The following is a 21,908-nucleotide window of genomic DNA, read 5'->3' on the forward strand; positions in this document are numbered from 1 at the left end:
GGTGCGGGATGTTCAATAGTTGAAAGACTTGACCAGCAACAGGTCGCCGATGGCCCGCATGGGCACGATAAAGGTCTCGCGTTTCTCATCGACGGTGTTTTCGTTAAGGATCAGGTTGATCTGCGAGGTGATCACTTCGTTCTGGTTGCTGCGTTCATCGAAGTTGTAGCCACCACTGCCGAAGTTGCCCCAGTAGTTGACGTAGATCAGGTAGGTACCGCGCAGCGGCGCGGTCATGGTGAACATCTCCGGCCCCGGGCCATCGACCCCGTCCGGGTCCAGGCCACCGCCATTGGTCAGGCCCGGATGGCCGAAGTACGCATGCTGGCCGTCGGGCGTGATGATGTGCATGTCCAGCTCGGCCTTGGGGTCGTCCCAGCCGAGCACCACGCGGATACGTGGCGGGGTCTTGTTCGGGTTGGATTCGTAGAACTGCACGCGCTTGAGCGACTTGCCCTCGGAGCTGCGCACTTCGACGCTGTTGGAGCCAGCACCAAAGGCATAGGGACGACCGAAGCGCCCCTGTTCGTCGGTGTAGAGATTGAGCGGATTACCGTTGACCGACAGGCTGTGGGGTTGGCGCAAATGGCCAATGGCCTTGAGCTGGCCCTCGATCATGGTGCGGTTGCGCTGGATGCCGCGATCGATGGGCGGTGTCGGATAGGCCACGCGGTCCTGTTCGGTGCGGTCGAGCAACCCGGAATAGCGCCAGCCGCCCAGGGGCTCCTGCAGCTCGGCCGAAGGTTCGGCCCGTGCGCCAACGGACACCAGCAGGGTCAACAAAAGGAAGGATAGAGCGCGCATGTAGTGCGTCCTGCCATGCATGGGAAAACCCTGGCGCCAGATCCTCGGCGCGGCTGCGAAACATTCGGAAGGTCGCCCAATGATGATGGGCGCTCAAAGGGCGCAGATTATCGATTTGCCGTCTGTTGCACAATTGGGGAAAAGGGATTTTGCGAGGGAGTCGGCATCGGCCTGGAAGCCACGCCAGCCGTGCCATTACGGTGACATCACCCTTCAAGAGCAAGGGGGTAAACACCTCAAGATTTGCGTCACTTCGCCTTCGCTCCCGGATGCTGCCCGCCCTCGTATCCGGCCCATCCCGCAAGGTTTCATCCTGCCGCTCGGCAGCGGATTTTCATCCTGTGCGCACGAGCCTGCCCAGCGTGCCAGCGAGCGCTTCTCATTTGCCCGAAACCCCAGTGTCTGCTAGTGTCGCGCCGGTTTAACGTCACCCGGGATAGCCGCCATGGCCCGCAAAAAAGCTGCCTTAGATTTCGAACAATCCCTCGCCGACCTGCAAACCCTGGTCGAGCGTCTGGAGAACGGCGAGCTGTCGCTGGAAGACTCGTTGACCGCCTTCGAACAAGGCATCGGCCTGACCCGTGATTGCCAGGCCGCCCTGGCCCAGGCCGAACAGAAGGTGCAAATCCTGCTGGAGCGCGATGGCGAGCTGGCCGAGCAACCCTTTTCGGCGGAACAACCAGAATGATCGCCACCTACCAGGCCAACTGCCAGGCCCGTGTCGATGCGGCGATGCAGTCGCTGTTCAGCGCGCCCAGCCCCGAACTTGCCCGCCTCTATGAGGCCATGCGCTACAGCGTGATGAATGGCGGCAAGCGCGTCCGCCCACTGCTGGCCTACGCCGCTTGCCAGAGCCTGGGCGGCAAGCCGGAGCAGGCCAACGGTGCGGCCTGCGCTGTGGAGCTGATCCACGCCTATTCCCTGGTGCACGACGACCTGCCGGCCATGGACGACGACGATCTGCGCCGCGGCCAGCCCACTACCCACAAGGCGTTCGATGAGGCCTGCGCGATCCTCGCCGGCGATGGCCTGCAGAGCCTGGCCTTCAGCGCCCTGCTGGACCCGCGCCTGAGCGATGCCAGCGCCGAGATCCGCCTGCGCATGGTCACCACCCTGGCCCAGGCCGCAGGCCCAGCGGGCATGGTCGGTGGCCAGGCCATCGACCTTGGTTCGGTGGGGCTCAAGCTCGACCAGAAGGCCCTGGAATACATGCACCGGCACAAGACCGGCGCGCTGATCGAAGCCAGCGTCATCCTCGGCGCCCTGGCCAGCGGCCGGGCCGAAAAGGATGAACTCAAGGCCCTGCAAACCTATGCCCAAGCCATCGGCCTGGCGTTCCAGGTCCAGGACGACATCCTCGACGTCGAGAGCGATACCGCGACCCTGGGCAAGCGCCAGGGTGCCGATATCGCCCGGGACAAGCCGACCTACCCGGCGCTGCTGGGCCTGGCAGCGGCCAAGGAGTACGCCCTGGAACTGCGAGACCAGGCCTTGCATGCCCTGCGTCCGTTTGACGCGGCAGCCGAACCCTTGCGGGAGCTGGCGCGGTATATCGTCGAACGCCGCAACTGATCGAAGGCCGGGCAAAGGACCGCATATCGGCCAAGTTCAGTGCTCTGCGTGGGCAGCTTGCGATGCATAAGGTAAACTGCCGCCTCTTTCTACACCTATAACGATTCGCCTGATGCCCACGACGTTTCATGAGATTCCCCGCAAGCGCCCGACCACGCCATTGCTCGACCGTGCCCAGACGCCGGACGGCCTGCGCCGGTTAGGCGAAGCCGAGCTGGAAACCCTGGCCGATGAATTGCGCCTGGAATTGCTCTATACGGTCGGCCAGACCGGTGGGCATTTCGGTGCCGGCCTCGGCGTCATCGAGCTGACCATCGCCCTGCACTACGTGTTCGATACCCCGGACGACCGGCTGGTATGGGACGTGGGCCACCAGGCGTATCCGCACAAGATCCTCACCGGTCGCCGCGAGCAGATGGCCACCCTGCGCCAGAAAGACGGCCTGGCTGCCTTCCCCCGGCGCTCGGAGAGCGAATACGACACCTTCGGCGTCGGTCATTCCAGCACCTCCATCAGCGCCGCCCTGGGCATGGCCATCGCCGCCCGCCTGCAGAACAGCGAGCGCAAGGCCATCGCCGTGATCGGCGACGGCGCCCTGACCGCGGGCATGGCCTTCGAGGCCCTGAACCACGCGCCGGAAGTGGACGCCAACATGCTGGTGATCCTCAACGACAACGACATGTCGATCTCGCGCAATGTCGGCGGCCTGTCCAACTACCTGGCCAAGATCCTCTCCAGCCGCACCTACGCCAGCATGCGCGAAGGCAGCAAGAAAGTGCTGTCGCGCCTGCCCGGTGCCTGGGAAATCGCCCGCCGCACCGAAGAGTACGCCAAGGGCATGCTGGTGCCCGGCACCCTGTTCGAAGAGCTGGGCTGGAACTACATCGGCCCGATCGACGGCCACGACCTGCCGACCCTGATCGCCACCCTGCGCAACATGCGCGACCTCAAGGGCCCGCAGTTCCTGCACGTGGTGACCAAGAAGGGCAAGGGCTTCGCCCCGGCGGAAGTCGACCCCATCGGCTACCACGCCATCACCAAGCTCGAACCCCTGGACGCTCCGGCAGCCGCACCGAAAAAAGCCGGCGGACCGAAGTATTCCGGTGTGTTCGGTGAATGGCTGTGCGACATGGCCGCCGCCGATTCGCGCCTGGTGGGCATCACCCCGGCCATGAAGGAAGGCTCGGACCTGGTGGCCTTCAGCGAACGCTTCCCGCTGCGCTACTTCGACGTGGCGATTGCCGAGCAGCACGCCGTGACCCTGGCAGCCGGCATGGCCTGCGAAGGCGCCAAGCCGGTGGTGGCGATCTACTCCACCTTCCTGCAACGCGGCTACGACCAGCTGGTCCACGACGTGGCGGTGCAGAACCTCGACGTCCTGTTCGCCATCGATCGCGCTGGCCTGGTGGGCGAAGACGGCCCGACCCACGCCGGCAGCTTCGACTTGTCCTACCTGCGCTGCATTCCCGGCATGGTGGTGATGACCCCCAGCGACGAGAACGAACTGCGCAAGATGCTCACCACCGGCCACCTGTACAACGGCCCGGCAGCGGTGCGCTATCCACGTGGCACCGGCCCCAACGCACCGATCGACAAGGACCTGGAGCCGATCGAGATCGGCAAGGGCGTGATCCGTCGCCAGGGCAAGCAAGTGGCGCTGCTGGTATTCGGCGTGCAACTGGCCGAAGCCCTGAAGGTGGCCGAGAAGCTCGACGCCACAGTGGTCGACATGCGTTTCGTCAAACCCCTGGACGAAGCCCTGGTGCGCGAGATCGCCGGCAGCCACGAGCTGCTGGTGACCATCGAGGAAAACGCCATCATGGGCGGCGCCGGCAGTGCCGTCGGCGAGTTCCTGACCCAGGAAGGCATTCTCAAGCAGCTCCTGCACCTGGGCCTGCCGGATGCCTACGTCGAACACGCCAAGCCAGCGCAGATGCTCGCCGAGTGCGGCCTCGACGAAGCCGGCATCGAAGCCTCGGTGCGCCAGCGCCTGCAGCTGCTGGGCCTGGCGTAAGCTGTAGCGCCCCATGCTGAGCGCCCGCCACGCGGGCGCCAGCTTCTCCCCATCCACGGCCCATCACCTCCTGCGGCCGAACCCGCGCCGTGCGAAAAGGAGCAGCCATGAAACTCTCCCGCCTTGCCCTGCCCCTGTTCCTGCTGCCCGGTGGCGAACTGCTGGCCGACACCTCCGACCGCGACCAGGCCCTGAAGCTGCCGGACACCCTGATCAGCGCCAACCGCCAGGTACAGGCGCGCAACGACAGCAGCGCAGCCAACACGGTGTTCACCCGGGAGGACATCGATCGCCTGCAACCCACCAGCCTGACCGACCTGCTGCAACGGGTTCCCGGGGTGCAGGTTGCCCAGAGCGGCGGACGCGGCAACCTGCCGAATATTTTCATTCGCGGCACCAAATCGGCCCAAAGCCTGGTGCTGGTGGATGGTCAGCGCATCGGCAGTTCATCCAGCGGCGACAGCAACCTGCAGTTCATCAGCGTCGAACAGATCGAGCGGGTGGAAGTGCTGCGTGGCTCGCGCTCGGCGATCTACGGCAGCGACGCCATTGGCGGGGTGATCCAAATCTTCACCCGCCGCAGCGCCGACTCGGGACTGCATGGGCGCATGCGCGTTGCCGCTGGCAGCAACCAGACCTGGGAGCGCAGCCTGGGACTGTCTGGCGGCAACCAACAGACCCGCTTCAGTCTCGGCGCCAACCTGGATGAAAGTGCCGGAATCGACTGGACCCACACCTCCTACCCCAGCGATACGGATCACGATGGCTACCGCAACCAATCCCTGAGTTTCACCCTAAGCCATGCCCTCAGCGACGACCTGGAAGTGGGCTTCAACCTGCTGGATAACCGAGGCCGCAGCCGTTATGACAACCCTTTCGCCGCGGAGCAGGACCCTTACACCGACTTCACCGTCAGCAGCGCCAGCGGCTTTATCGATGCGACGGTCAATGACCGCTGGCAGTCCCGACTGGAACTGGGTCACAGCGAAAACCGCGACCTCAAGCGCAATAAACTCAGCGATGAACGTAGCGTGTTCAACACTTACCGCGACTCACTTGCCTGGCAAAACGATCTGCGCCTGACTGCGCAACACAGCCTGATTCTTGGCGCCGACTGGTACGAGGACCGACTCAATACCAGCCCCGTTTTCATCGGCAGCACCCCACAGCACTTCGCCGAGGACAGCCGATGGAACCGGGCTGCATTCATTCAGCACCGTTTTCAGGCCGACAGCTTCTCCACCGAGCTGGGTCTGCGCCGCGACCAGAACCAACAGTTCGGCGGACACAGTAGCTGGAGCGGAACCTTCACCCTGCCCCTGACACCGGACAACGACCTGCTGCTGACTTACAGTGAGGGTTTCCGTGCCCCAACATTTAACGACCTCTACTTCCCAGACAGTAGCGGTTCTAAAAACAGCAACCCGAATCTGAAACCCGAAATCTCGAAAAGCTACGAGATGCAGTGGCGCAGTCAGCTCAACGACAGCAGCCGACTGGAGGTCTCGCTGTATCGGACCGATCTTCGGGACGCGATCATCTTCAAAAACGATGGTCCACAAAACATCAGTTCGGCACGTATCAACGGCTTTGAAACCTCACTGAAGCAGGAGTTGTTCGGTTGGCAGGGCAATCTGGGGTTGGCCATCATCGACCCTCGCGACCGCGACAAAGGCCATACACTCCCCCGACGCGCCCGGCGTACTCTTAGCCTGGATCTGGACCGACAGTTCGATCGCCTGGGCCTCGGCGCCAGTTGGCTGGCGGTGAGTGGTAGCTATGACGACGAGAAAAACACGCAGCGGCTTGGCGGTTATGGTCTGTTCGGCCTGCGCAGCAGTTGGGCAGTCAACCAGGAGCTCAAGCTGGACCTGAAGCTCGACAATGTCTTCGACAAGTCCTATTCCCGTGCGCTCTACAGCCACCAGGGCAGCGACTACGGCTACCGCGAAGAAGGTCGGACCTGGATGCTCGGGGTGACCTGGACCCCTGAGCTGTAGAACCGGCTCAACGCTCGGGCGCGATCAATGCACACAGCTTGGCCACTGCGCCGACCATCTGCCCGCTGGGCCGCTCCAGGCCCTTGTCCGTCACCAGCAACAAACGCCCCTGCTCAACCGCGGCAATCTGCGGCCAGGCCTTCCAGGCATCCAATTGCCCCTGGGCCGTGGCGAGGATCGCCTGCGGGTTGCGCTGCAGCACCGCCTCGATGCTGACTTGGGGCGCCGGCAGCGGTTGATCGGCAAATACATTGCGCGCCCCGCAGACCGCCAGGGCGTCGCTGATGATCTGGCCACCACCCACCGTGTACAGCGGACGATCCCAGACCTGGTAGAACACCGGCAGGGGCAACTCGCGGCGATAGCGCTGGCGCAGTTGCGCAAGTTGCTGGTCCAGCTGGGTCGCCAATGCCTGGCCGGCTTGCGCTCGCCCCAGGCGCTGGCCGATCTCGGCAATCTGGGCGGTCAGCTGCGCAAGGTCGTGGGGTTCGGCAACCAGGGTGGGAATGCCCAGGCGCGCCAATTGCTCCTTCTGGGCCGGTCCGACACTGCCCGGCCAGAGCAGCAGCAAGTCCGGGCGCAGGCTCAGCAAGCGCTCGATATCCAACTGGCCGTAGCGCCCAACCGAAGGCAGGTCCTTAAGGGGCGCCGGGCGCTCACCGGCATCCAGCACGCCCACCAGCAGGTCGGCGGCGCCCAGTTCGACGACAATTTCCGAGAGCGATGGCGCCAGGCTGACGACCCGCTCGGCGGCCAGCGCCTGGCCACACAGAGCCAGCAGCAAGACGGCCAGCCAGCGCTGCATCAACCGAGTTGGCGTGGGATGCGGTAGAGGTAGAACAACACCGCCGTGGACAGGGCCAGGAGCATCAGCGGCACGGCCTCAAGGCCGACGAACACCGCCAGGGCACCGATCCAGGCCGGCAACGCTGCCACCAGCAGGGCCGTGCGCCGCCGCGCTGCCAGGTCGATCCAGGCCGCTGGTTCTTCCGGGGTATCGAGGGCTTTCTGGGTGGCGATCAAGCCGTGCTTGTAGGCGCCGAAAAAGCGCAGGCTGACGAACATCGACGCCACCCCGGCAATGAAGAACGGCATCGCCAGCACCGGCAGGATCGGCTCGCCCTGGCCGAATACGGCGTTGAGCACGAACAGCGGCAGCAACGCCAACGCCAGGTACTGCCACCAGCTGACGGCCAGGCGCCGCCTCACTTGGCCCCGGGTCACGCGCGGTCGACCTCGCCCTGGTGCTCGTTACCCATCATGTGGTCGAGCTTGCTGGCCTTGGTCGCCAGGTAGAGTTTGTTGTGCGGGTTATGGCCGGTATGCAGAGGCACGCGCTCGGCGACCTGGATGCCCATCTCGGTCAGGGCCTTGACCTTGCGCGGGTTGTTGGTCATCAGGCGCAGGGCCTTGACGCCCAGGTGCTCGAGCATCGGCAGGCACATGGCGTAGTCGCGCTGGTCGGCGGCGAAACCCAGGCGCTCGTTGGCCTCCACGGTATCGGCACCGCCATCTTGCAGTTCATAGGCGCGGATCTTGTTCAGCAGGCCGATACCCCGGCCTTCCTGGCGCAGGTACAGCAGCACCCCACGGCCTTCACGGGCGATGGCCCGCAGGGCGGCTTCGAGCTGCGAACCGCAGTCGCAACGCTGGCTGAACAGGGCATCGCCAGTCAGGCATTCGGAGTGCAGGCGACCGAGCACCGGCGCGCCGTCGGCGATATCGCCCAGGCTGAGCACCACGTGCTCGCGACCGGTGGCTTCGTCGAGGAAACCGTGCATGGTGAATTGCGCAAAGGGGGTGGGCAGCTTGGAAGCGGCAACAAAAACAACGGGCACTGTTGTGCTCCTGATCTGTATGGGGACTGGAGATTCGCAGAGGCGGCATTGTAACAGCAGCCTCCACTGGACGCTTAGGCTGAATTATCGTGGATAAAGATCGATAAGTTTGATCACCGGACCACCGGCTAGCGCTTCTCGTCAAAGGGATAAGGTTGCTTCCAGCGCTGGAAGATCGGCCGCAGGCCACCACTCTTCACCAGTTGTTCCATGCGTTGGTCATACAGCGAAAGCAGGGCGCGCCCGCGCGCGGTATCGGCAAAGCCCAGGTACAGGGGCAATTCCACCAGGTGCGAACGCTTGAAACGGGAAGGGTCTTCGGCCTGCCCAAGCACGTAGTCGACTTCGGTCTGGCCATCGATGTAAAAGTCGGCGCGGTGGTACAGCAGCATCGGCAGGATCCCGACACGACGCCGGATCTCGTTGTAGATACCGATGTTGGGCAGGTAGTCCTGGTACTTGTAGCCACGCACCCAGACCAGCCGGTAGCTGGCCAGGTTGGCAAGGCTCAACTCGGGACCGCCGGCCAGGCCCAGGACGTAGATATGGTCGTTGTCGTAGTTCCAGCGTGGATAGAGCACGCCAGGCGATTCATTGTGGTAGGCACCGGCCTGGGCATCCACCTCGCCACGTTGCACCAGCCCGACCGAACGGGTGTAGGGCACGCTGCTGCGCTCGACCTTTACCCCCTGGGGCTCGAAGACCTCCCGCAGGATGTCCCAGGACAAGCCCTGGCCGTCGGCCTCGCTGTACTGGTCCCACTCCTCGCTGGCAATGCGAATCTGCCTGGGCAACGACGCTTGTTCGCCGGCCCATGCGTTACAACAGTTCCAGAGGACCAGCAACGCCAGTAGCCCGCGACAGACACCCATGCCTTGCCCCTCAGCTGAAACACCACACCAGCCCTTGCATCGCGAGCCAGGCGAAAACCCCGGCCAGGACATCATCGAGCATGATGCCGACACCGCCATGGACATGCCGGTCGACCCAACGGATGGGCCAGGGCTTGAGAATATCGAAGAAGCGGAACATCAGGAATCCCGCCAGCAACCACTGCCAACCGGCGGGCACCAACCACAAGGTGATCCACATGCCGACCATCTCATCCCAGACGATGCCTTCATGGTCATGCACCCGCAGATCGTCGGCTACCTTGCCGCACAGCCAGAAGCCGAACAGCATGGTGATGCCGAGCATCAGCCAGTAGCCCCAGTCCGGCAACATCTGCCAAAACGGAATGAAGGGTAGCGCAACCAGCGAACCCCAGGTGCCCGGGGCCTTGGGCAGGGTGCCCGAGCCAAAACCGAACGCGAGGAAATGCCAGGGGTTACGCCAGACCGACGGGGGTACGAACTCCGCCGGAACCTGATTGGGATGATCTGTCACGGTGTCTCCGGAAAGTGTTGGTAGCCCCGGATGCCCGGGGTGATGTCCTGCCCTGCGGCATCCAGCAAGGCCACGCCCTGCCCCGCCACCACCTGCCCCACCACATGCACGGGCCAACCCGCGGCCTGCAATGGCGTCAAGTCGGCAGGCGGCAGGGTGAAGGCCAGCACATAGTCGTCACCGCCACTCAAGGCCGCAGCACGAGCGCCCTCCAGGCCGAGAAAGTCCACCAGGGGCCTGGACAGGGGCAACGTGTCCAGCACCACTTGCAACCCGACCGATGACGCCGCGGCGATATGCCCGCAATCGGCCAACAGCCCATCGGAGATATCCAGGGCTGCCGTGGCCTTGCCACGCAACGCCTGGCCCAGGGCCAACTGCGGTTGCGGCGACCAGTAGCGGGCCAGCAACGGCTCGGCCACTGCCGGCGCGGCCTGGCGCTGGCCAAGCACCAGTGACAGGGCGCCAGCGGCATCACCCAGCGGACCGCCGACACACAGCAAGTCACCAGGCCGCGCGCCGCTGCGGGTCAGGGCCCGGCCTGCGGGTACGCGGCCGAACACCGTCATGGTCAAGGTCAGGGGGCCCCGGGTGGTATCGCCGCCGATCAAGCGCACGGCGCAATCCTGGGCCATGGCATTCAAGCCACGGGCATAGGCGGCGAGCCAATCGGTGGCTACCGTTGGCAAGGTCAGGGCAAGGGTAAAGGCCAGCGGTGTGGCGCCCATGGCGGCCAGGTCGCTGACAGCCACCGCCAGGGAACGTTGGCCAAGAAGGAAGGGATCGCAGGGATCGGCGAAATGCACACCCGCCACCAGGGTGTCGGTGGAAATCGCCAATTGCTCGCCAGGAGCAACTGCCAGCAAGGCACAATCATCGCCGATCCCCAGGGCAACGCCCTCGCCGCCCTGCGCACAAGGCGCGGCAGCGAAGAAGTTACGGATCAGTTCAAACTCGCCCATGGCAGCTACAAGCGCGGATCAGCGCTTGAACGCCTTCACTTCTGCTGCACGCAGGCGGGGGGCCAGCTTGTCGAGTACGCCATTGACGAACTTGTGGCCATCGGTGGAACCGAAGACCTTGGCCAGTTCGATACCCTCGTTGATCACCACGCGGTATGGCACGTCGACACGCTTGAGCAGTTCCCAGGTGGACAGGCGCAGGACGGCCAGTTCTACCGGGTCCAGCTCATCGATGGCCAGGTCCAGGCAAGGTACGAGCGCATTGTCGATCTCGTTCTTGTTGGCCGGGACCCCGTGCAGGATTTCACGGAAGTAGGCGCCGTCGATGTCGGTGAAATCGTTGTCGACCCGAAACTGCGCTTCGATCTCGTTCAGCGAATGCTTGGCCATGTGCCATTGGTACAGCGCCTGGGTCGCGAGCTGACGGGCTTCGCGACGCTTGGCGCTCTTGGATGGCTTGCCGGCACTGGCAGGCTTGGGATCGCGCGGGTTGAAACGATCGCTATCGTCGCTAATCACTTGGCCTCCAACTGCGCCAGCAGGCTGACCATTTCCAGGGCGGACAAGGCAGCTTCAGCCCCTTTGTTGCCGGCCTTGGTGCCGGAACGCTCGATGGCTTGTTCGATCGAGTCGACGGTCAGCACGCCAAAGGCTACCGGCACGCCAAACTCCATGGACACCTGGGCCAGGCCCTTGGTGCATTCGCCAGCAACGTATTCGAAGTGCGGGGTACCGCCACGAATGACCGCGCCCAGGGCGATGATCGCCGCGTATTCACCCTTCTGCGCGACCTTCTGGGTCACCAGGGGAATCTCGAAGGCGCCGGGAGCGCGGATGATGGTGATGTCGCTTTCGCTCACGCCATGGCGAACCAGGGCGTCAACCGCGCCGCTGACCAGGCTTTCGACGACGAAGCTGTTGAAGCGGCCGACCACCAGGGCATAGCGGCCTTTAGGGGCGATGAAGGTACCTTCGATGGTCTTCAGGGTCATTCGACAAATCTCTTAAAGAGCCGGAGCGTGTCTAGTACACGCTCCTGAGTGATATTTGAACCGCGAATTTCAAGCTGGCGGCGGCCGGCTTTTATTCGGAGGGCACGTATTCTACAACTTCCAGGTCGAAACCGGATATCGCATTAAACTTCATCGGTGCGCTCATCAGGCGCATCTTGCGCACGCCCAGGTCACGCAGGATCTGCGAGCCGGCGCCCACGATGCTATAGGTGGTCGGCTTCTTCGCAGGCGCGTGCTCGGCGGTTTCCCGGATGTGCGCCAGCAATACGTCGCCATCCAGCGGATGACCCAGCAACAGCACCACGCCACTGCCGGCCTCGGCCACGGTAGCCATGGCCGCGCGTAGGCTCCAGCGCCCCGGTTGCTTGACCATCAGCAGGTCGCGCAGCGGGTCCATGTTGTGGACCCGCACCAGGGTCGGCTCCTCGGCACAGATCTCGCCCAGGGTCAGGGCCATGTGCACGTCGCCTTCCACGGAATCACGATAGGTCACCAGGTTGAACTGGCCCAGTTCGCTGTCCAGGGGCTGCTCGGCAATCCGCTGAACGGTACGTTCGTGGATCATCCGGTAGTGGATCAGGTCGGCGATGGTGCCGATCTTGATGCCGTGCTCGGTGGCAAACGCCTCGAGTTCGGTGCGCCGGGACATGGTGCCATCGTCGTTCATGACCTCGCAGATCACGCCACTGGGCTCGAAGCCCGCCATGCGCGCCAGGTCACAGGCCGCCTCGGTGTGGCCGGCACGGGCCAGGGTACCGCCGGGCTGGGCCATCAGCGGGAAGATATGGCCTGGGCTGACGATGTCCTCGGCCTTGGCGTCCTTGGCCGCGGCGGCCTGCACGGTACGCGCCCGGTCGGCAGCGGAGATGCCGGTGGTCACGCCTTCGGTGGCCTCGATGGACACGGTGAACTTGGTACCGAAGCCACTACCGTTGCGGGGCGACATCAGTGGCAGCTTGAGCATTTCGCAACGCTCGCGGCTCATGGGCATGCAGATCAGGCCACGGGCGTGCTTGGCCATGAAGTTGATGTGCGCAGCCGTGCAGCACTCGGCGGCCATGATCAGGTCGCCTTCGTTCTCGCGGTCTTCGTCATCCATGAGGATGACCATCTTGCCTTGGCGGATGTCTTCGACCAGTTCTTCGATGCTGTTGAGCGCCACTCGGCACCCCCCTTCTTTCAAAATTTGAGGTTCAGGATTTGAGATAGCCGTTAGCGGCCAGGAAGCTTTCGGTAATGGTGCTGCCCGAGGCCTCGGCGGCCTTGTCACCCAGCAGCAAGCGCTCCAGGTAGCGCGCCAGCAGGTCGACCTCGAGGTTGACCTGACGGCCCGGTCGGTAGTCGGCCATGATGGTTTCCGCCAGCGTGTGGGGCACGATGGTCAATTCGAACTCGGCGCCATTCACCGCGTTGACCGTCAGGCTGGTGCCGTCGACGGTGATCGAGCCTTTATGGGCGATGTACTTGGCCAGCTCCTTGGGAGCGCGGATGCGGAACTGGATGGCCCGGGCATTCTCTTCCCGGCCCACGACCTCGCCGACACCATCGACGTGACCGCTGACCAGATGACCGCCCAGGCGAGTGGTCGGGGTCAGGGCCTTCTCCAGGTTGACCCGGCTGCCGGCCTTCAACTGGTTGAAGGCGGTGCAATCCAGGGTCTCGCGGCTGACATCGGCCCAGAAACCATCGCCGGGCAATTCGACGGCGGTCAGGCAGACGCCGTTCACCGCAATGCTGTCGCCCAGCTTGACGTCGGCCAGGTCGAGCTTGCCGGTTTCTACATAAACCCGCACATCTCCGCCTTTTGGGCTCAATGCGCGAATGCTGCCGATGGATTCGATGATGCCGGTGAACATGGAGTCCTCCTCGAGAACAGGGCCGCCGGATAGGCGAAAGTCGGGAATTATACGCTCGCTGGCGGGGCCGGGATGGCAGTGACTCGCCAGTCATCGCCCACTGCGCGCATTTCGATGATCTTGAGCAATGGCGCCTCGCTCATCCGCGCCAGGGGCCAGTCCAGCAAAGGCCGGGCCGTGGACCCCAGGAACTTGCCAGCGACGAAGATCTGGTACTCATCCACCAGCCCTTGCCGGGCGAACGCTCCAGCTAGGCGCGGGCCGGCTTCCACCAGCACCTCGTTGACGCCGCGAGCGGCCAGCTCCTGGAGCAGGCGGTGCAAGTCCACCTGGCCATCGGCGCCAGGTACATTCAGGCACTCGGGACCATTGGCATGTTGCTCCTCGACAGCCGCACAGGTGGCTACCAGGGCGGGCCCGGCCTTGAAGAACGGAGCCCCCAGCGGCACTCGCAGGCGACCATCGACCAGGACTCGCAGCGGCGGCCGGCTCATGGCCAAGGCCGTCTGCTCGGGGTCCAGGCCCAGTTCGCCAGCGCGTACAGTCAACCGGGCATCGTCTGCCAGCACCGTGTCGGCACCGGTCAAGACCACACTGGACTCGGCGCGCAGGCGTTGCACCGCCGAGCGTGCCGCGGCTCCGGTGATCCACTGGCTTTCGCCGCTGTCCATGGCAGTACGACCATCCAGGCTCATGGCCAGCTTGACTCGCACATAAGGCAAGCCATGCTCCATGCGCTTGAGGAAGCCCTTGTTGATCGCTCGCGCCTCACTCTCCAGCACACCGCTCTGGACGGCAATGCCGGCCTCGGCCAGGCGTCGCATGCCACGACCGGCGACTTGCGGGTTGGGGTCTTGCATCGCCGCGACCACCCGCGCAACCCCGGCACCGACCAGGGCATCGGCACAAGGCGGGGTACGACCGTGGTGGCTGCAGGGTTCGAGGGTCACGTAGGCGGTGGCGCCACGGGCCTTTTCCCCGGCGGCGCGCAAGGCATGCACCTCAGCGTGAGGTTCACCGGCCCGCACATGCCAGCCTTCGCCCACCACTTCGCCGTCGCGCACGATGAGGCAACCGACACGAGGATTGGGATGGGTGGTGTACAAGCCCTTGCGCGCCAGTTCCAGCGCGCGGGCCATGTAGTGGGCGTCGAGGATCGCTTGTTCCGCTGGCTGGCTCATTGCTTGGCCGGCTCACGGGCAAGGCGATCGATCTCTTCGCGGAATTCGTCGAGGTCCTGGAAGCGCCGGTATACCGAGGCGAAGCGGATGTAGGCGACTTCGTCGAGCTTTTGCAGCTCGCCCATCACCAGTTCACCCACGACCAGGGACTTCACCTCGCGTTCGCCAGTGGCACGCAGCTTGTGCTTGATATGGGCCAGCGCCGCTTCCAGGCGCTCGACGCTCACCGGGCGTTTTTCCAGGGCGCGCTGCATGCCCGCGCGTAGTTTGTCTTCGTCGAAGGGCTGGCGGCTGCCGTCGGTCTTGATCAGACGCGGCATCACCAGTTCGGCAGTTTCGAAAGTAGTGAAACGTTCACCACAGGCCAGGCATTCACGCCGGCGACGAACCTGTTCGCCCTCGGCGACCAGACGCGAGTCGATGACCTTGGTGTCGTTGGCACCGCAGAAGGGACAGTGCATGGTGGCAGGCAACAAAAAAAGGGAGGGCCATGGTAGCGCATCCCACTGGCAAGACAAGCCATAGCCTTTACGGTATACAGACCGACTATTATGTTTCGCACATGGAAACCTGCCTTGTTGGAGCTTCAAATGCCGCTCAGACCGCTTGTTCTGCTCAGTCTTGTCAGCCTGCTGGTCGCTTGCAGCAGCGATGCCCCGAAACCCGCGGCGCCCACTTCCTCGCAGCAACAGTCGGTGAAAAAGAACCAGGAACCTGTCGATCTCGGCCCCTTGCCGGCCTATCAGCGCGAGTTGAGCGGCAGCCTTGACGGCGTACCAGCCGGCGCCGATGTCGAGCTGGCCCTGCTGGTGATCGATGAGCGCGGGCGTCCGCAACGCCTGCTGGCCAGTAGCAACCTCACCGGCACCAGCCAACCCCTGCCATTTCGCCTGCGCTTCGCTCCCGAGGCCTTTCCGGCCGGCGCCAGGGTCGAGCTGCGTGGCCGTGCCAGCCAATCCGGGCAGTTGATCCTGCACCTGCCGGCACGCCGTATCGACCAACCCACCACCCAGGCCCTGGGGCAATTGCAGCTCGTCAAAGCCCCATGAACGTACCGCTCGACCTACAAGACGCCCTCGGCGAGCTGCTGGGTGACTCACGATTGGTAGCTTGCGAATTGCCCGAGACCGAGCTCCGGCTCTGGCTGATCGATGCCCAGAACATGGACCGCGCCTTCACCCCCGAGGAGACCCGGCGCATCCTTCACGAACCGCCCTACTGGAGCTTCTGCTGGGCCAGCGGCCTGGCCCTGGCCCGCTACCTGGCGGCCCACCCGCATTGGGTGCAAGGCAAGCGGGTGCTGGACTTCGGTAGCGGCTCCGGCGTAGCGGCTATCGCCGCGGCCAAGGCTGGCGCGCTGGAAGTGGTGGCCTGCGACCTCGACCCCCTGGCCATTGCCGCCTGCCGGGCCAATGCCGAGCTCAATGAGGTGGAACTGGGCTACAGCACCGACTTTTTCAACGAAGCCGATCGCTTTGACCTGATCCTGGTGGCCGACGTGCTCTACGACCGCGCCAACCTGCCCCTGCTGGATGAATTCCTCAGTCGTGGCCGTGAGGCCCTGGTGGCGGACTCCCGGGTCAGGGACTTCCAGCATCCGCTGTACCAACGCCTGGAAATGCTCAATGCCCTGACCCTGCCGGACCTGGCCGAGCCCTGGGAATTTCGCAATGTGAGCCTGTACCACGCACAACGGCCATTGGCCCGGGCAACGGTCGCGCCAGCGATGGCGATCACCCCCGAGCACGCTTTATAGTGGCGCCATAACCGCATATTCGAGAGACCCAATGAGTCAGGACACGCCGTACATCTTCGATGCCCATACCGCTGATTTCGACCAGTCGGTGATCGAGAACTCCTTCCACAAGCCGGTCCTGGTGGACTTCTGGGCCGAGTGGTGTGCGCCCTGCAAAGCGCTGATGCCGATGCTGCAGCAAATCGCCGAGAGCTATCAGGGCGAACTGCTGCTGGCGAAGGTCAACTGCGACATCGAGCAGGACATCGTCGCCCGCTTCGGCATCCGCAGCCTGCCCACCGTGGTGCTGTTCAAGGATGGCCAGCCAGTGGATGGTTTTGCCGGTGCCCAGCCCGAATCGGCGGTCCGGGCCATGCTCGAGCCTCATGTGCAGATGCCCCCACCGGCGGCGGCCGATCCGCTGGAACAGGCCGAGACCCTGTTCAGCGAGGGCCGTATCGGCGACGCCGAAGCCCTGCTCAAGGCACTGTTGAGCGAAGACAACAGCAATGCCAAGGCCCTGATCCTCTACGCCCGCTGCCTGGCCGAGCGCGGGGAGCTGGGCGAAGCCCAGACCGTGCTCGATGCGGTCAAGAGCGATGAGCACAAGGCCGCCCTGGCCGGGGCCAAGGCGCAGATCACCTTCCTCAAGCAGGCCGCAAGCCTGCCGGATGCCGCCGACCTCAAGGCACGCCTGGCCAAGGACCCTCAAGACGACGAAGCGGCCTACCAACTGGCCATCCAGCAACTGGCCCGCCAACAGTACGAGGCCGCCCTGGAAGCCCTGCTCAAGCTGTTCGTGCGTAACCGCAGCTACAGCGAAGGCATTGCCCACAAGACCTTGCTGCAAGTCTTCGACCTGCTGGGCAACGATCACCCGCTGGTGACCACCTACCGGCGCAAGCTGTTCGCCGCGCTGTATTGATCCTGCCGGGGCCGACCGGCCAGCTGAAAGGCCTGGCCGGCCCGGTAATCCATACCCTTAGGGTACCCAATGGTAGATCGGGGTATCCGCGCCGCTGATCACCTTCACCTGGGCACAGTGGCGCAGGCGTACCAGCAAACGCTTGCCTGCCGCCGCGCTGCCAGTCAGCCCCTCCAGTTGCTCCAACAACTCCGGCCCGCTCATCTGGCCGGCCTGGCACAGCAGGTCCTTGGCGGTCTGCCACAGGGTGTCATCCTGGCTCGCAGGCTTGCTGGCCATGCCAGTGGCCACCGGTTGGGCCGCACTGCCGGCCTGCAATTGCCCTCCCAACTGCCCGGCCAGTCGCGCCCAATCGTCCTCGTCCAGCTCCAGGGTCAAATCCACCGGCCAGTCGCCGATGCTTCCGTGAATCCGCACCATCGCTGTGCTCCCAAAATTTTCTGACGAGCATGCTCCCACGCGTCTTGCGCAACGCCAAGCGGGCAGTCAAACTCTGCCGGCAATATCGTTATAAGATTACATAACATTTATTTCATCTTCGCCTCGGAGACTCGCCATGCGCCGCCTGCTACTCGCCTTGCCGTTCGCCCTGTTGCCACTGGTCGCTGCCCAGGCCGCGCAAGCCCATGAACACGAGCATGAACACGGCAGCCTCGGAACCCACGAACATGGCGTGGCTCGCTTGAACGCAGTGCTCGACGGCCAAGCCCTGGAGCTGGAACTGGAAAGCCCGGCGATGAACCTGGTGGGTTTCGAACACGCCCCGAGCACCGACGCCGACAAGGCCAAGGTGGCCGCCGCTCGCAAGCAACTGGAACAACCGCTGGCCCTGTTCAACCTGCCCTCCGCAGCCAGTTGCAGTGTGGCCAAGCAGGAGCTGGAAAGCCCGTTGTTCGGCGACCAGCCCGCCGCCGATCATGATGATGACGAGCACGAAGAAACCAACGACGGCCACGCTCATCACCATGAACACAGTGAGATCCACGCCCATTACCAGTTCACCTGCACCCAGCCGGGAGCCCTGAAGGACCTCGACCTGGCACAGGTCTTCAAGACCTTCCCCGCTACCCAGAAAATCCAGGTACAACTGATTTCGCCAAGCGGCCAGCAGGGGGTCGAAGCTACCGCCAAGGCCGCTACGCTGAAGTTCTGAGCGCCACTCCCGGCGATATCCACTTGCTGATCGGCTGAACATGACCCAAGCACTCATCGAACTGTCCGACCTGGGCTTCAACTGGCCCGGGCATCCACCACTGCTGGATATCCCGGCCTTTGCCCTGGAGGTCGGCGAAACGCTGTTTCTCAAGGGCCCCAGCGGGAGCGGCAAGACCACCTTGCTGGGCCTGCTCGGTGGCGTGCAGAAACCCAGCCGGGGCAGCATCCGCCTGCTGGGCCAGGAGTTGACCGAACTGTCCGCCGGCGCCCGCGACCGCTTTCGTGTCGATCACACCGGCTACATCTTCCAACAATTCAATCTGCTGCCCTTCCTTTCGGTGCGCGAGAACGTCGAGTTGCCCTGCCACTTCTCCAAACTGCGGGCCAGCCGCGCCGTGCAGCGCCACGGCAGTGTCGACCAGGCCGCAGCCACCCTGCTGGCCCACCTGGGCCTGAGCGATCCTGGCCTGCTCGGCCGCCGCGCCGATTCGTTGTCCATCGGCCAGCAGCAACGGGTCGCGGCGGCCCGGGCATTGATCGGCCAGCCAGAGCTGGTGATCGCCGACGAACCCACCTCGGCACTGGACCATGACGCCCGCGAGGCCTTCATCCAGTTGCTGTTCACCGAATGCCGCGAGGCCGGCGCCAGCCTGCTGTTCGTCAGCCACGACCAGAGCCTGGCTCCCCTGTTCGATCGCAACCTGTCGCTGGCCGAACTCAATCGCGCCGCCAAGCCTGCCGAGGTCTGAGATGTATCTGTTCCGCCTAGCCATGGCCAGCCTGGCTAACCGCCGTTTCACCGCATTCCTCACGGCCTTCGCCATCGCCCTTTCAGTCTGCTTGTTGCTGGCGGTAGAACGGGTGCGCACCGAAGCCCGGGCCAGCTTCGCCAGTACCATCAGCGGTACCGACCTGATCGTCGGCGCCCGCTCGGGCTCGGTGAACCTGCTGCTGTACTCGGTGTTTCGTATCGGCAACGCCACCAACAACATCCGCTGGGACAGCTTCGAGCACTTCGCCAGCAACCCGAAGGTGAAATGGGCAATCCCGATTTCCCTGGGCGATTCCCATCGCGGCTATCGGGTCATGGGGACCACCGAAGCCTACTTCCAGCACTACCAATACGGCCACCAGCAGAACCTGCAACTGGCGGTGGGCCGGGCCTTCGCCAGCGATCCATTCGAGGTGGTGCTGGGAGCCGAAGTCGCCGAGGCGCTGCACTACAAGCTGGGGGACCAGCTGGTACTGGCCCATGGCGTAGCGGCCATCAGCCTGGTCAAGCACGATGACAAGCCCTTTACCGTCGTGGGCATCCTCAAGCGCACCGGCACCCCCGTGGACCGTACCCTGCACATCAGCCTGGGCGGCATGGAGGCCATCCACATCGACTGGCACAACGGCGTGCCCGCTCGCGGCGAAGGACGCATCAGTGCCGACCAGGCTCGTAACATGGACCTCACGCCCCAGGCCATCACCGCGTTCATGCTTGGCCTGAACAGCAAGATCTCGACCTTCGCCCTGCAACGCGAGATCAATGAGTTTCGTGGCGAACCCATGCTGGCGATTCTCCCCGGCGTGGCCCTGCAGGAACTCTGGAGCCTGATGGGGACCGCCGAGAAGGCCTTGTTCGTGGTCTCGCTGTTCGTGGTTCTCACGGGCCTGATCGGCATGCTCACGGCGATCCTCACCAGCCTCAACGAACGCCGTCGGGAAATGGCCATCCTGCGCTCGGTGGGCGCCCGCCCCTGGCATATCGCGACCCTGCTGGTACTGGAAGCCTTTGCCCTGGCGCTGGCAGGCGTGCTGGCCGGGCTGGGCTTGCTCTACCTGGGCATCGCCCTTGCCCAGGGCTACGTGCAGTCGAACTACGGCCTGTACCTGCCGCTCTCGTGGCCGACCCAGTATGAGTGGACGCTACTGGGCGCTATCCTGATCGCCGCGCTGCTGATGGGTTGCGTGCCGGCATGGCGCGCCTACCGGCAATCCCTGGCCGATGGCCTGTCGATTCGTTTGTGAGCACCGATTGATGAAGAACCAACGCCTGTCGGGCCTGCTGCTTGCCCTGTCCTTGCTGGTCAGCCCACTGCTATGGGCAGGCGCCCCCCGGGACCTGACCTGGGTGGAAATGATCCCGGCCGACGCCCCGCCGGAAGTACCGAACATGAAGCCCCTGCATGACCTGTCCCAGATGAGCGATGCGCTGTCCGCCGAGTCGGCGCCCGCCGCCAAGCAGGAGTTGCCCGACGCCCCGGTGGTCAAGAGCCTCGATGGCCAGTCAGTGCGCCTGCCCGGCTACATCGTGCCCCTGGAGGTGAACGAAGAAGGCCGCACCACGGACTTCCTGCTGGTGCCGTACTTCGGTGCCTGCATCCATGTACCACCGCCCCCGTCGAACCAGATCGTCCACGTCACCAGCGAGCTGGGGGTCAAGCTCGATGAGCTGTACCAGCCTTACTGGATCGAAGGCGCCATGCAGGTCAAACCCTCCACCAGTGAACTGGCGGATGCCGGTTACCAGATGGCGGCACAGAAAATCTACGTCTACGAACTTCCGGAGTGACTACAACGGCGTCAAGGGCGAACGGCAAAAGAGTGCGGGGCAAAAGAATAGTTCAGGCGCTGGCTGGGGGTTCGCAATTTCATTGAGCTGAGTCAAGGCGATCAACTTGACGGTCCTTACCATTGGACATAGCCAATTTGAATCGTCCTTTGGAGCTCCCATGCACAAGTCACTGCTTAGCGCTTCCCTGATTGCGCTCGCACTCGCCGCCCCGATTGCCAACGCCCACGATGCTGGTGACATCATCGTTCGTGCCGGTGCGATCACCGTCAATCCAAAAGCCAACAGTTCCGACGTCAAGGTCGACAGCGGTCCCCTGGCCGGTGCCAACCTGGGCGGCAAGGCGACCATGAGCAGCGACACCCAGCTGGGTCTCAACTTCGCCTACATGGTGACCAACAACATCGGTATCGAACTGCTGGCCGCGACTCCGTTCGAACATGACGTGAAAATCAAGGACACTTCTCTGGCCCCGGCCAACGGCAAGCTCGGTACCCTCAAGCACCTGCCACCTACCTTGAGCGTGGTGTACTACCCACTGGACCACAAGTCGGCGTTCCAGCCTTATGTCGGTGCCGGTATCAACTACACCTGGATCTATGACGAACACGTCGGCAGCCGTGCCCAATCCGCAGGCTTCGACAACTTCCGCGCCAAGAACTCCTGGGGCCTGGCCTGGCAGGTCGGTGCCGACTACATGCTGACCGACAACATCATGCTCAACGCCCAGGTGCGCTACATCGATATCGATACCCGGGCCTATGTGGATAACAATGCCCTGGCCGCCGGCACTCGTGCCAAAGTCAACGTCGATGTCGACCCTTGGGTCTACATGGTGGGCCTGGGCTACAAGTTCTAAGCCCGGCAGACACGAAAAAGGCGCCTTTGCAGGCGCCTTTTTCATGAC

General features: G+C 63.9%; 26 protein-coding genes. 12 read left to right on the forward strand and 14 right to left on the reverse strand.

The genetic code is table 11. From position 1 onward, the window contains the following. Positions 1-12: 12 nt before the first annotated feature. Positions 13-804 (reverse strand): DUF2135 domain-containing protein, encoded by a 792-nt coding sequence (locus tag I9018_RS28725; RefSeq protein WP_068579048.1) that lies wholly within the window; start codon positions 802-804, stop codon positions 13-15. Positions 805-1,249: 445 nt separating this feature from the next. Between I9018_RS28725 and I9018_RS28730 the strand changes: the two genes are divergently transcribed. The 4 genes from I9018_RS28730 (at position 1,250) to I9018_RS28745 (ending at position 6,390) form a co-directional block, all read left to right on the forward strand. Next, on the forward strand, positions 1,250-1,492 hold the full coding sequence (locus I9018_RS28730; protein ID WP_068579050.1) for an exodeoxyribonuclease VII small subunit: 243 nt from the start codon (positions 1,250-1,252) through the stop codon (positions 1,490-1,492). Continuing rightward, positions 1,489-2,376 carry a (2E,6E)-farnesyl diphosphate synthase gene (gene ispA, locus I9018_RS28735; protein WP_068579052.1) on the forward strand — a complete coding sequence of 296 codons (888 nt, stop codon included), beginning with the start codon at positions 1,489-1,491 and terminating at the stop codon, positions 2,374-2,376. The genes I9018_RS28730 and ispA overlap by 4 nt, the downstream gene beginning before the upstream one ends. A gap of 112 nt (positions 2,377-2,488) precedes the next feature. Further along, complete coding sequence (gene dxs, locus I9018_RS28740; protein WP_068579054.1) at positions 2,489-4,390, forward strand: 1-deoxy-D-xylulose-5-phosphate synthase; 1,902 nt, start codon at positions 2,489-2,491, stop codon at positions 4,388-4,390. Positions 4,391-4,497: 107 nt separating this feature from the next. After that, the gene (locus tag I9018_RS28745) at positions 4,498-6,390 is read left to right on the forward strand and encodes a TonB-dependent receptor (protein ID WP_241108116.1); all 1,893 of its coding nucleotides are present in this window, start codon (positions 4,498-4,500) and stop codon (positions 6,388-6,390) included. 7 nt (positions 6,391-6,397) lie between these two features. On the opposite strand, the gene I9018_RS28750 is transcribed toward I9018_RS28745, so the two are convergent. The 12 genes from I9018_RS28750 to nrdR form a co-directional block, all read right to left on the reverse strand. Next, positions 6,398-7,195 (reverse strand): cobalamin-binding protein, encoded by a 798-nt coding sequence (locus I9018_RS28750; protein ID WP_241108117.1) that lies wholly within the window; start codon positions 7,193-7,195, stop codon positions 6,398-6,400. After that, positions 7,195-7,614, reverse strand: coding sequence for a hypothetical protein (locus I9018_RS28755; protein ID WP_022641265.1), 420 nt, complete (start codon positions 7,612-7,614; stop codon positions 7,195-7,197). Before I9018_RS28755 ends, I9018_RS28750 begins: the two co-directional genes overlap by 1 nt. After that, complete coding sequence (gene ribA, locus I9018_RS28760; RefSeq protein WP_022641266.1) at positions 7,611-8,228, reverse strand: GTP cyclohydrolase II; 618 nt, start codon at positions 8,226-8,228, stop codon at positions 7,611-7,613. The genes I9018_RS28755 and ribA overlap by 4 nt, the downstream gene beginning before the upstream one ends. A 128-nt stretch (positions 8,229-8,356) precedes the next feature. Beyond that, positions 8,357-9,100, reverse strand: a complete 744-nt coding sequence (locus I9018_RS28765; protein WP_241108118.1) for a transporter substrate-binding domain-containing protein — start codon at positions 9,098-9,100, stop codon at positions 8,357-8,359. A 10-nt stretch (positions 9,101-9,110) separates the two neighbouring features. Continuing rightward, positions 9,111-9,614, reverse strand: a complete 504-nt coding sequence (locus I9018_RS28770) for a phosphatidylglycerophosphatase A (RefSeq protein ID WP_068579061.1) — start codon at positions 9,612-9,614, stop codon at positions 9,111-9,113. Further along, positions 9,611-10,576, reverse strand: a complete 966-nt coding sequence (gene thiL, locus I9018_RS28775) for a thiamine-phosphate kinase (protein ID WP_241108119.1) — start codon at positions 10,574-10,576, stop codon at positions 9,611-9,613. The genes I9018_RS28770 and thiL overlap by 4 nt, the downstream gene beginning before the upstream one ends. Before the next feature lie 18 nt (positions 10,577-10,594). Beyond that, entirely contained in the window at positions 10,595-11,095 is a 501-nt protein-coding gene (nusB, locus tag I9018_RS28780; protein WP_068579066.1) for a transcription antitermination factor NusB, read from the reverse strand. Next, positions 11,092-11,568, reverse strand: a complete 477-nt coding sequence (gene ribE / locus I9018_RS28785) for a 6,7-dimethyl-8-ribityllumazine synthase (protein ID WP_022641271.1) — start codon at positions 11,566-11,568, stop codon at positions 11,092-11,094. Before ribE ends, nusB begins: the two co-directional genes overlap by 4 nt. A 91-nt stretch (positions 11,569-11,659) precedes the next feature. Next, complete coding sequence (gene ribBA / locus I9018_RS28790; protein ID WP_068579068.1) at positions 11,660-12,751, reverse strand: bifunctional 3,4-dihydroxy-2-butanone-4-phosphate synthase/GTP cyclohydrolase II; 1,092 nt, start codon at positions 12,749-12,751, stop codon at positions 11,660-11,662. Positions 12,752-12,782: 31 nt separating this feature from the next. Then, positions 12,783-13,445, reverse strand: a complete 663-nt coding sequence (locus I9018_RS28795; protein WP_068579070.1) for a riboflavin synthase — start codon at positions 13,443-13,445, stop codon at positions 12,783-12,785. A 47-nt stretch (positions 13,446-13,492) separates the two neighbouring features. Beyond that, entirely contained in the window at positions 13,493-14,626 is a 1,134-nt protein-coding gene (gene ribD, locus I9018_RS28800) for a bifunctional diaminohydroxyphosphoribosylaminopyrimidine deaminase/5-amino-6-(5-phosphoribosylamino)uracil reductase RibD (RefSeq protein ID WP_241108120.1), read from the reverse strand. Further along, positions 14,623-15,087, reverse strand: coding sequence for a transcriptional regulator NrdR (gene nrdR, locus I9018_RS28805; protein WP_031320603.1), 465 nt, complete (start codon positions 15,085-15,087; stop codon positions 14,623-14,625). Before nrdR ends, ribD begins: the two co-directional genes overlap by 4 nt. Positions 15,088-15,216: 129 nt before the next feature. Between nrdR and I9018_RS28810 the strand changes: the two genes are divergently transcribed. From I9018_RS28810 to trxA, 3 genes are read left to right on the forward strand one after another with little or no spacing between them, the layout of a single operon-like run. Next, a complete protein-coding gene (locus tag I9018_RS28810; RefSeq protein WP_068579073.1) occupies positions 15,217-15,675 on the forward strand; it encodes a YbaY family lipoprotein in 459 nt (152 codons plus the stop codon). Continuing rightward, positions 15,672-16,382 (forward strand): 50S ribosomal protein L11 methyltransferase, encoded by a 711-nt coding sequence (locus tag I9018_RS28815; protein ID WP_241108121.1) that lies wholly within the window; start codon positions 15,672-15,674, stop codon positions 16,380-16,382. Before I9018_RS28810 ends, I9018_RS28815 begins: the two co-directional genes overlap by 4 nt. 31 nt (positions 16,383-16,413) lie before the next feature. Beyond that, entirely contained in the window at positions 16,414-17,286 is an 873-nt protein-coding gene (gene trxA, locus I9018_RS28820) for a thioredoxin (protein ID WP_241108122.1), read from the forward strand. A 57-nt stretch (positions 17,287-17,343) separates the two neighbouring features. Here trxA and I9018_RS28825 read toward each other — a convergent pair whose 3' ends face one another. Continuing rightward, a complete protein-coding gene (locus tag I9018_RS28825; protein WP_241108123.1) occupies positions 17,344-17,706 on the reverse strand; it encodes a hypothetical protein in 363 nt (120 codons plus the stop codon). 136 nt (positions 17,707-17,842) lie between these two features. Between I9018_RS28825 and I9018_RS28830 the strand changes: the two genes are divergently transcribed. The 5 genes from I9018_RS28830 to I9018_RS28850 all read left to right on the forward strand — a co-directional run bounded on the left by I9018_RS28830 (position 17,843) and on the right by I9018_RS28850 (position 21,860). Beyond that, positions 17,843-18,439 carry a DUF2796 domain-containing protein gene (locus I9018_RS28830; protein WP_124347273.1) on the forward strand — a complete coding sequence of 199 codons (597 nt, stop codon included), beginning with the start codon at positions 17,843-17,845 and terminating at the stop codon, positions 18,437-18,439. A 40-nt stretch (positions 18,440-18,479) separates the two neighbouring features. Beyond that, positions 18,480-19,190 carry an ABC transporter ATP-binding protein gene (locus tag I9018_RS28835; RefSeq protein ID WP_068579081.1) on the forward strand — a complete coding sequence of 237 codons (711 nt, stop codon included), beginning with the start codon at positions 18,480-18,482 and terminating at the stop codon, positions 19,188-19,190. Position 19,191: 1 nt separating this feature from the next. Then, positions 19,192-20,457 carry an ABC transporter permease gene (locus I9018_RS28840; RefSeq protein WP_124347272.1) on the forward strand — a complete coding sequence of 422 codons (1,266 nt, stop codon included), beginning with the start codon at positions 19,192-19,194 and terminating at the stop codon, positions 20,455-20,457. A 25-nt stretch (positions 20,458-20,482) separates the two neighbouring features. Next, positions 20,483-21,001: a DUF3299 domain-containing protein gene (locus I9018_RS28845; protein ID WP_176719717.1), complete on the forward strand. Its 519-nt coding sequence runs from the start codon at positions 20,483-20,485 to the stop codon at positions 20,999-21,001. A gap of 160 nt (positions 21,002-21,161) precedes the next feature. Next, positions 21,162-21,860, forward strand: a complete 699-nt coding sequence (locus I9018_RS28850; protein WP_068579088.1) for an OmpW family outer membrane protein — start codon at positions 21,162-21,164, stop codon at positions 21,858-21,860. Positions 21,861-21,908: the final 48 nt, after the last annotated feature.

It is taken from the genome of Pseudomonas sp. MPFS, from assembly GCF_022537035.1.
Lineage (GTDB): Bacteria > Pseudomonadota > Gammaproteobacteria > Pseudomonadales > Pseudomonadaceae > Aquipseudomonas > Aquipseudomonas sessilinigenes.

What these genes read in the sequence shown, in the direction of transcription:
- I9018_RS28725 (WP_068579048.1), bottom strand. Translation starts at nt 804, where the DNA reads ATGCGCGCTCTATCCTTCCTTTTGTTGACCCTGCTGGTGTCCGTTGGC.
- I9018_RS28730 (WP_068579050.1), top strand. Translation starts at nt 1,250, where the DNA reads ATGGCCCGCAAAAAAGCTGCCTTAGATTTCGAACAATCCCTCGCCGAC.
- ispA (WP_068579052.1), top strand. Translation starts at nt 1,489, where the DNA reads ATGATCGCCACCTACCAGGCCAACTGCCAGGCCCGTGTCGATGCGGCG.
- dxs (WP_068579054.1), top strand. Translation starts at nt 2,489, where the DNA reads ATGCCCACGACGTTTCATGAGATTCCCCGCAAGCGCCCGACCACGCCA.
- I9018_RS28745 (WP_241108116.1), top strand. Translation starts at nt 4,498, where the DNA reads ATGAAACTCTCCCGCCTTGCCCTGCCCCTGTTCCTGCTGCCCGGTGGC.
- I9018_RS28750 (WP_241108117.1), bottom strand. Translation starts at nt 7,195, where the DNA reads ATGCAGCGCTGGCTGGCCGTCTTGCTGCTGGCTCTGTGTGGCCAGGCG.
- I9018_RS28765 (WP_241108118.1), bottom strand. Translation starts at nt 9,100, where the DNA reads ATGGGTGTCTGTCGCGGGCTACTGGCGTTGCTGGTCCTCTGGAACTGT.
- thiL (WP_241108119.1), bottom strand. Translation starts at nt 10,576, where the DNA reads ATGGGCGAGTTTGAACTGATCCGTAACTTCTTCGCTGCCGCGCCTTGT.
- ribE (WP_022641271.1), bottom strand. Translation starts at nt 11,568, where the DNA reads ATGACCCTGAAGACCATCGAAGGTACCTTCATCGCCCCTAAAGGCCGC.
- I9018_RS28795 (WP_068579070.1), bottom strand. Translation starts at nt 13,445, where the DNA reads ATGTTCACCGGCATCATCGAATCCATCGGCAGCATTCGCGCATTGAGC.
- ribD (WP_241108120.1), bottom strand. Translation starts at nt 14,626, where the DNA reads ATGAGCCAGCCAGCGGAACAAGCGATCCTCGACGCCCACTACATGGCC.
- nrdR (WP_031320603.1), bottom strand. Translation starts at nt 15,087, where the DNA reads ATGCACTGTCCCTTCTGCGGTGCCAACGACACCAAGGTCATCGACTCG.
- I9018_RS28810 (WP_068579073.1), top strand. Translation starts at nt 15,217, where the DNA reads ATGCCGCTCAGACCGCTTGTTCTGCTCAGTCTTGTCAGCCTGCTGGTC.
- I9018_RS28815 (WP_241108121.1), top strand. Translation starts at nt 15,672, where the DNA reads ATGAACGTACCGCTCGACCTACAAGACGCCCTCGGCGAGCTGCTGGGT.
- trxA (WP_241108122.1), top strand. Translation starts at nt 16,414, where the DNA reads ATGAGTCAGGACACGCCGTACATCTTCGATGCCCATACCGCTGATTTC.
- I9018_RS28825 (WP_241108123.1), bottom strand. Translation starts at nt 17,706, where the DNA reads ATGGTGCGGATTCACGGAAGCATCGGCGACTGGCCGGTGGATTTGACC.
- I9018_RS28830 (WP_124347273.1), top strand. Translation starts at nt 17,843, where the DNA reads ATGCGCCGCCTGCTACTCGCCTTGCCGTTCGCCCTGTTGCCACTGGTC.
- I9018_RS28835 (WP_068579081.1), top strand. Translation starts at nt 18,480, where the DNA reads ATGACCCAAGCACTCATCGAACTGTCCGACCTGGGCTTCAACTGGCCC.
- I9018_RS28840 (WP_124347272.1), top strand. Translation starts at nt 19,192, where the DNA reads ATGTATCTGTTCCGCCTAGCCATGGCCAGCCTGGCTAACCGCCGTTTC.
- I9018_RS28850 (WP_068579088.1), top strand. Translation starts at nt 21,162, where the DNA reads ATGCACAAGTCACTGCTTAGCGCTTCCCTGATTGCGCTCGCACTCGCC.